This window comes from Microcoleus sp. K1-B1 (assembly GCF_036704705.1).
In the GTDB taxonomy this organism is placed as follows: domain Bacteria; phylum Cyanobacteriota; class Cyanobacteriia; order Cyanobacteriales; family Microcoleaceae; genus Microcoleus.
The window spans coordinates 1-7,466 of sequence record NZ_JAUBSH010000062.1 but is presented as its reverse complement, the minus strand read 5'-3'; the positions used below and the strand labels follow the sequence as shown (position 1 = coordinate 7,466).

The 7,466-nt window shown below is 47.9% G+C and carries 3 protein-coding genes and 1 pseudogene; 2 read left to right on the top strand and 2 right to left on the bottom strand.

Annotated features, from left to right (window positions below):
* Positions 1-73: 73 nt before the first annotated feature.
* Entirely contained in the window at positions 74-1,849 is a 1,776-nt protein-coding gene (locus tag QUA83_RS20455) for an iron uptake porin (protein ID WP_445301795.1), read from the top strand.
* A 517-nt stretch (positions 1,850-2,366) separates the two neighbouring features.
* On the opposite strand, the gene QUA83_RS20450 is transcribed toward QUA83_RS20455, so the two are convergent.
* Together QUA83_RS20450 and QUA83_RS20445 are read right to left on the bottom strand one after the other, a co-directional pair.
* Entirely contained in the window at positions 2,367-5,708 is a 3,342-nt protein-coding gene (locus tag QUA83_RS20450; protein WP_333295423.1) for a PAS domain S-box protein, read from the bottom strand.
* Between the two features lie 405 nt (positions 5,709-6,113).
* Positions 6,114-6,827 (bottom strand): HAD family hydrolase, encoded by a 714-nt coding sequence (locus QUA83_RS20445; protein ID WP_333295421.1) that lies wholly within the window; start codon positions 6,825-6,827, stop codon positions 6,114-6,116.
* 57 nt (positions 6,828-6,884) lie between these two features.
* On the opposite strand from QUA83_RS20445, the pseudogene QUA83_RS20440 reads away from it, so the two are divergent.
* A pseudogene (locus QUA83_RS20440) lies at positions 6,885-7,394 on the top strand (Uma2 family endonuclease); the annotation flags it as partial.
* Between the last annotated feature and the right edge of the window lie 72 nt (positions 7,395-7,466).

The following is a 7,466-nucleotide window of genomic DNA, read 5'->3' as shown; positions in this document are numbered from 1 at the left end:
TGCAGCAACAGTCGATCGTGCTTTACCTCAAACAGATGCAGCAACAGTCAATCGTGCTTTACCCGAAACAGATATAGCAATTGTCGATCGTGCAACAACAACCCCAGAAATAACGGAGGCAATTGGCGAATTGCCCCCACAGAAGTTAGAAATTGCAAACTCTCCTCAGTCTCAACAAGTTGCTGAAGCCAGCAAAGTTGCCGACATCAGCAGCGAGACGGGCACCGCTGATGACCTCAGCATACAAGAAGACGCAGCACAAGTCACTTCTGTTTCCCAACTCTCCGACGTGCGGCCGACAGATTGGGCTTTTCAAGCCTTGCAATCCCTAGTAGAAAGATACGGCTGCATTGCGGGATATCCAGACGGCACATTCCGAGGCAATCGAGCAATGACTCGGTATGAATTCGCCGCCGGATTAAACGCTTGCTTAGACCAAATTACCAAACAACTTGGCGGTTCTACTGGTAATTTAGTCAGCCGAGAAGATTTACTTGCTTTGCAAAGATTGCAAGAAGAATTTGCAGCAGAATTAGCTACATTGCGCGGTCGAGTAGATGCTTTAGAAGCCCGCACTGCCGAATTGGAAGCCAACCAATTTTCAACTACTACTAAACTCAACGGATTTGCTTGGTTTAACCTGAGTGGAGCTTTTGCGGGCAAGGGAGTCCGAGTTGAAGCAATAGATGGAAATGCTGCTCCGCTCGATCGAGTACCCGGACGCGATCCTGTCACCAACAGACCGATCGTGCAGAGAGTGGACGATCCAGAAATTACTTTCAGCCACTTAATTTGGTTAACCCTCACTACTTCTTTTACAGGGAAAGACCAATTGGTTACACAGCTAGCTGTAGGCAACGGAAATTCACCAGCCAATCAGTATACTTCTCCGGGTCTTTTTAATACCTTTGGCACTCCTTTTCTAGACCAGACTGCTGGGGTGAATCCCAATGAAGTTATCCTGCGAGAACTTTATTATCAGTTCCCGGTTAGCAACAGCTTGCAAGTAGTAATCGGCCCCAGAATTAATTTCTACCGCTACTTTGACAACAATAACTTTAGCTTTTTCGTGGACGGTGCGAGCAGTTTTAATTCTAACAATAGCACTTTGTTAACTGCTACCAAACGCGGCGCAGGTGCTTTGGCTTTGTGGGATATCAGCCGCCGATTGAAACTGCGTTTAGGCTATTTGGGCGAGAGTATGGAATTTTTGCCCTCTCCGGTGTTTAATTCCGCTTCCAATCCGTCTCAAGGCTTGTTTGGTGGGACAAATACGAGTACCGCCGAACTAACATTCAGTCCGAGCGATCGAACAAATTTGCGGTTTTTGTACAGCCGTTCCAACATCCAGCAAATTGGCGGGCTAATTGGAGCACCGAATGGCAGGCCCCTTAACGGTTTGGCAGATGACGGTTTCGGTGGTCGTCTCGGCAATGCTACTGCCAATACTTATAGCTTTAATTTCGATTGGTCGCTCAGCCGCCGTTTCGGTCTTTTCGGCCGCTACGGCTACGCCGAAACCAATATATTTCCCAAGACTGACAGACCCGACGGCACGATCAAAACTCAATCTTATATGTTAGGATTTGCACTTCCTGATTTATTCAAAAAAGGAGCTGTGTTTACTGCCTCATTTTTAGTACCTTTTGACGTTACTGGTGGTCGCAGGTTTCTGGTTTCGGGCGGGGGGAATGGTGGCAAACAGTACGAAATTGAAGCCACTTATTATTTGCCTGTCACCGAGAATATTTCGCTCGTACCGGCATTTTATGCGATCTGGAATGCCAATAATTTCGATAACAACCCGACAATTTTTGTGGGCAATTTGCGGACTCAATTTAGTTTTTAAGTAAATTAGGACTTACTTGAACCTAATTATAGTATTTTTCAGTTGAGTCAGGTACACATTGGTAATGGGTAATGGGGTCCTGACAGCAGAGTACCTGACTCAGTTTAAAACTGCTATATTTAGGGCGCGCATTACGCCCCTTACCGCATTATGTAGGGTGCACCTGGAGCACCTTACCGCGCTCTTAGTAGGGTGTCAAACCACTGATACCAAATCCGCGTTAAAAACCCCTTGATAAGACTCGGCGATAGAAATCGCTACTACACAAACTTTCGTTCCTAGCTGAGAGGGACTAAGAAATCAAGGGGGTTTTTAAGCCGAATGCGGACATAATTAATGGACATGATATCAAATCCGCTAGCATCGTCGGGCGTAAAATCGAGTTAACACTCCATACTCAACCATCATTCAGTTTTTCGACTGACAGTTAACAGCCAACAGTCAACAGCCAACAGTCAACTATCACGGACGGTGCAACCGGAATTGACCTGATATCCTGATTAGCGTCGTCCTGATGTCAACGAATTGGAATTTCGATGATAAATTCACTACCTTTACCGGGTTCTGATAGGCACTGCAATTTGCCGTTGTGTTTTTCAACGACAATTTGGTGCGAAATTGATAAACCCAAACCTGTGCCTTTACCTACGGGTTTTGTGGTAAAAAATGGGTCAAACAAACGCACAATCTGATCTTCTGGAATGCCAAAGCCGTTGTCTTTGATCCGAATTAAAATGCTTTTATCATCAATCGTTTCTGTTTGAATAGTAATAGTAGGAAAGATAGAAGTGGCGGTGTCTTTTGCTTGGCTGCAGCTTTCTTCCAAAGCGTCGATCGCATTTGCCAATACATTCATAAATACCTGATTTAACAGTCCGGGATGACAGTTTATTTGCGGCAGTTCTCCGTATTCTTTAATCACTTTAATGCCCTGCCAGTTGGGTTTGGCTTTCAGTCGGCTGTTTAACATTAATAAGGTACTTTCTAAACCTTCGTGAATGTCGGCTGTTTTGATTTTCGCTTCGTCAGCCCGCGAGAAATTTCGGAGAGTTTGAATAATTTCTACAATGCGCTCGCATCCGGTCTGCATTGAATTGAGCAATTTTGGCAGGTCTTCTGCTAGAAATTCTAAGTCTATATCTTCGGCTTGTTGCTGAAGTTTTGCTGGGGGATTTGGGTACTCTTCTTGATAGACTTGCACGATTTCTAACAAGTCGAGAACGTAGCCTCGCACGTGGCAGAGGTTGCCGGCGACAAAGCCAACTGGGTTGTTAATTTCGTGGGCAATTCCTGCTAGCACCTGCCCGAGGGAAGACATTTTTTCGGTTTGTACTAACTGCATTTGAGTTTGTTGCAAGTCGCTCAAAGCTGTTTGCAGTTCTTGGGATTTTTGCCGATCGCGATCGGCGGCGGCGGCCCGTTCTTCCTCAACTCCGATCGCCGCTGCAATAATTCCGATCAGCTTGCAGTCGGCTTCTGTGGGCGCGATCGACTCGGTGTTGACAACGCACACCGCACCCACGTAATTGTCGCCCAGCCGCACTGCTTGTCCCAGATAGCTTCGCAGTTGGTAGCGGATGACAGCGGGATCGGTTTGGGCGTAGATCGTGTTCTGCAAGTCAGGAATGGCAACAGCCCGATCGCTTCCTTTGCTGCATACCTCGGTGCAGATGCGGCCCTCGGCGCGATCGACCAGCGGGTAGTCCGGCGGCGCTTGCCAAGTCGCGATCGCTTGCAGCAGTCCGCCACCGAGGCGGCTGTAAATGGCGCAGCTTCCCCCCAAAAGCTCACCGGCTAAGGATGTCAGCCGCTGGATGTTCTCAGCGGCGTCGGTGGTGAATCCCAAAAAGCACTCGTTGATTTTGCTGAGGCGGTACTCTGCTTGCCTGCGCGCCGTCATGTCGCGGGAGTTGATCACAATTCCTTTCACAGCGGGGTCTGCTAGCAAGTTGATGCCCACACCTTCGAGAAAACACCAAGAACCGTCAGCGCGCCGGAACCGACCTTCTAGGGCGATCGGATCGCCTGGATTTGCGATCAGTTTTTCGCCGTCGGACATCACCGAGGGCAAGTCGTCAGGGTGGATCAAATCGAGAGCAATTTGACCGGCGACTTCATCGGGTTCGTAGCCTAAAACTCTTTCTACAGAAGGGCTTTCGTAAACAATACGACCGCTGGCGTCGAGAATAGTAATGATGTCGGAACTGTTGAGAATTAGCGATCGCCACTTAGCCTCATTTTGGAACAAAGCTGACTCGGCTTGTTTGCGATCGGTAATATCCTCTACCATTTGCAAAATAAACTGTGGCGTTCCCTGACTGCTGTCGATGACAGATGTGCTGAGGCGTCCCCACCTGATACTGCCGTCTTGGCGGAGGTAGCGCTTCTCGATTTGGTAAGCTTCGCGGGAGCCGGCGACTAACTGTTGGCGCAACTCGCGCGAAACTTGTGCGTCTTCCGGGTGCGCGCACTCGTCGAGGCCGAGACCCCGCAGTTGAGCTTCCGATCGCCCCAGCATAGCTTGAAATGCCGGATTAGTGGCGATCGCAACACCTTCGAGGGTAGCGACTACCATGCCGATCGCAGCGCGTTCAAAAATTGCCCGAAACCGCTGTTCGCTGTCTCGCAAAGCTGCATCCGCTGCCACTTCCTGGGTGATGTCCCGCCCCGCGACGGCCAAACCTTTGCGCGAACCGTCGGGGTTGAAGAGTGGCACTTTCCGCACTTCAAACAAATTGCTGCCGCCTGTGGGCAAGGAAACAATTTCGCGGCTGGAGGTAAGAGTGCCTGCTTCCCAGGTGGTTTCGTCGGTTTCCTGCCAAGTTAGCAGGATTTCTCTGACTCTCGGATCGGCTGCGGCAGCGAGTTCGGCAGTAGTTTTGCCCTGGTAGTCTGCGGTTTCCCAGCCCAAAAGTTGGAGGGCGCAGTCGTTGGCAATCAGCCAGCGCCCCTCGCTGTCTGTGAGGTTGATCGCGTCGGGGACGGCGTTGATCGCGGTTTTCAGCCAGTATTGTTGATTTCGCAGGGCTGCTTCGGCGCGCTTGCGATCGGCTATTTCGGCGACGGTTCCTTCGTAGTAAAGGAGTTCGCCATCTTCGTCGCGAACTTCGCGCACGTTTTCCGAGATCCAGGTAGTGCTGCCGTCTTGGCGGCGGACGCAGGACTCAAACTCTTTCAGGGAGCCGTTTTTGCTGATTTCTGCCATGAAGGAAGCGCGGCGGGTGCGATCGGCGTAAAGGTTTTTTGCCGAACATTTTGCGATCAGTTCTGACGGGGAATCGTAGCCGTACATTCGGGCGAGTGCCTGGTTGGCGCTGAGGTAGCGCCCGTCTGGGGCGGTTTGAAATATGCCTTCGGTGGCGTTTTCAAAGATGCTGCGGTATTTTGCCTCGGCTTGTTTGAGGGCTGCTTCTGCTTGGAAACGATCGGTGATATCAGATTGGACGCCGATGAAGTGGGTAACGATCCCGCTGCTGTCGCGCACGGGCGAGATGGTGAGTTCGTTCCAGAAAGGCGTGCCGTCTTTGCGGTAGTTTTTCAGAACTACTTTGCAGTCATGCTGTTCTTTCAGGGCCGCGCGGATTTGATCGACGGCAGCGCCATCGGTATCCGGGCCTTGCAGGAAGCGGCAGTTTTTCCCGATTATTTCGGTGCGATCGTACCCTGTAATCCGCTCGAAAGCGCCGTTGCAGTAGACTATAGGCTTGTCGGGCCGAGTAGCGTCCGCGATCGCGATGCCGTTGCTGGTAGCTGCCAGGGCGCGATCGTACAGTCGAAATACTTCTTCTATTAAATTCGGTGTGCCGCCAGTACGAGTCGGCGATAGCGTTTCCGAAGGAATGCTTATATCTATCTGCATGAGTTTCTATAAATTGAGTTTATTGTAGATCCCGACTGGCAGCACATCCTAGAGTTTAACAGAATTGCCTGTTTTCCACAGGTAGAAGTTAGAAGGCTATTATGCAGAATTTGGGCGGTAAATTCTACCTGAAAAAAATCTGGCTTCCCTCATTTTTTCCTATTTGCTTCTGCCTTGTGCCTTCTACCTTCAAAGGAATCCTACTTGTTAATTTATAATAGCTGTTCCAGGGATCACTCTATCTTTGGTATGGTTTGCTTGGCAGGGTTTGGGCGGATTACAAGTTCGGGTATTTATTTTTTCAATTAAATAAAAACTCACTCATCCGGATGTAGTAAAAAAAAATAATTAAATTCTTTATATTTAAATGATTCAAACTCTTTTCTCAAACAAACAGAGGAAAAATTAATTTTGAACGAACACAGCAAGTTCTGAAATATCGTCGATCGCGAAAGTCGGTTCTAGGGCGAGACACTGAGCGCGATCGCCATATCCGTAAGCCGCCCAACAAACATCTATCCCAGCATTTTTAGCAAACAGCAAATCAATCGCTGTATCGCCAACCATTAAAATTTGACTGTTATCCAACTCCGGGAACAGCGGTTTAATAATCGAGTGAAAAACAGTCGGATTTGGTTTCGGAATTATTTGTCCGTTATCACCTAATATCAAATCAAAAAAACTGTGAATTCTCAAACTATTTAGTAATACATTAACAAAAGTAACCTGTTTGTTGCTGAAAACTCCCAGGCTCAATCCAGACTGACGCGCCAACTGCAAGACTTGCTTTGTCCCGGTAAATAACTCTACCTGCTTTTCACCTTCCGTCCGATAATAAGAGCGGTAAGTTTCAACCCATTCGGGAATTGCGCTTTCCTCGATCGCCGGATGGAGGATTTTAAAACTATTTGGTAAATTGATGCCGATTGTACCTATAATAGTATCAGCAGCAGGCGGGATAATATTGAATGTTTCAAAAGTTTTGGTAAAGCAAAATACAATAGCTTTGTGAGTAATTGCCAAAGTGCCGTCGAAGTCGAAAATAATTAACTTGTACTGACTCATATTATTTAAAATATTCTCTATAGCAATCGCAGGTTGGTCACGACATAATAGCATAATTAATCTATCATTCACCAATTATAAGTAGAAATTTTGAACATTCAAGAGGTCAACATGAGTGGCACCGAAAAATCAGAAATTCTAGCCACAGATTTCCCAGACCACACTCAATTACCAGACTCCGACGGTACTTTTGTGAAAAACTTTCAAGAACACCCTCAAAGCATCCTGTTAACAACATCTGTTCGACCCATTTTAGACCAAATTCATCCCGACGGACAATACTGCATCGGTCAAGATTCCGGTATTTATTGGCGGGTGGTCCAACCCCCGGAACCGCCAGAAAAAGGAGCCGAAGCACCTGATTGGTTTTACGTGCCCGACGTGCCGCCAACTCTTGACGGAAATCTGCGCCGTTCCTATGTAATGTGGCGTGAATTAATGCCGCCTCTAATTGTACTTGAATTTGTTTCTGGCGATGGCAGTGAAGAAAGAGATAGGACTCCTCGCCAGGGCAAATTTTGGATTTACGAGCGGATAATTCGACCTGCTTTTTACGGCATTTATGAAGTCACAAAAGCACAAGTTGAAGTTTATCATTTGGTAGAGGATCGCTTCGAGTTAGGGACATCCAAGAAATAAACTCTTCCAGTCCCCGGAGAGGGTAAACTGAATTAAGTAAGGCTAACGCACAAA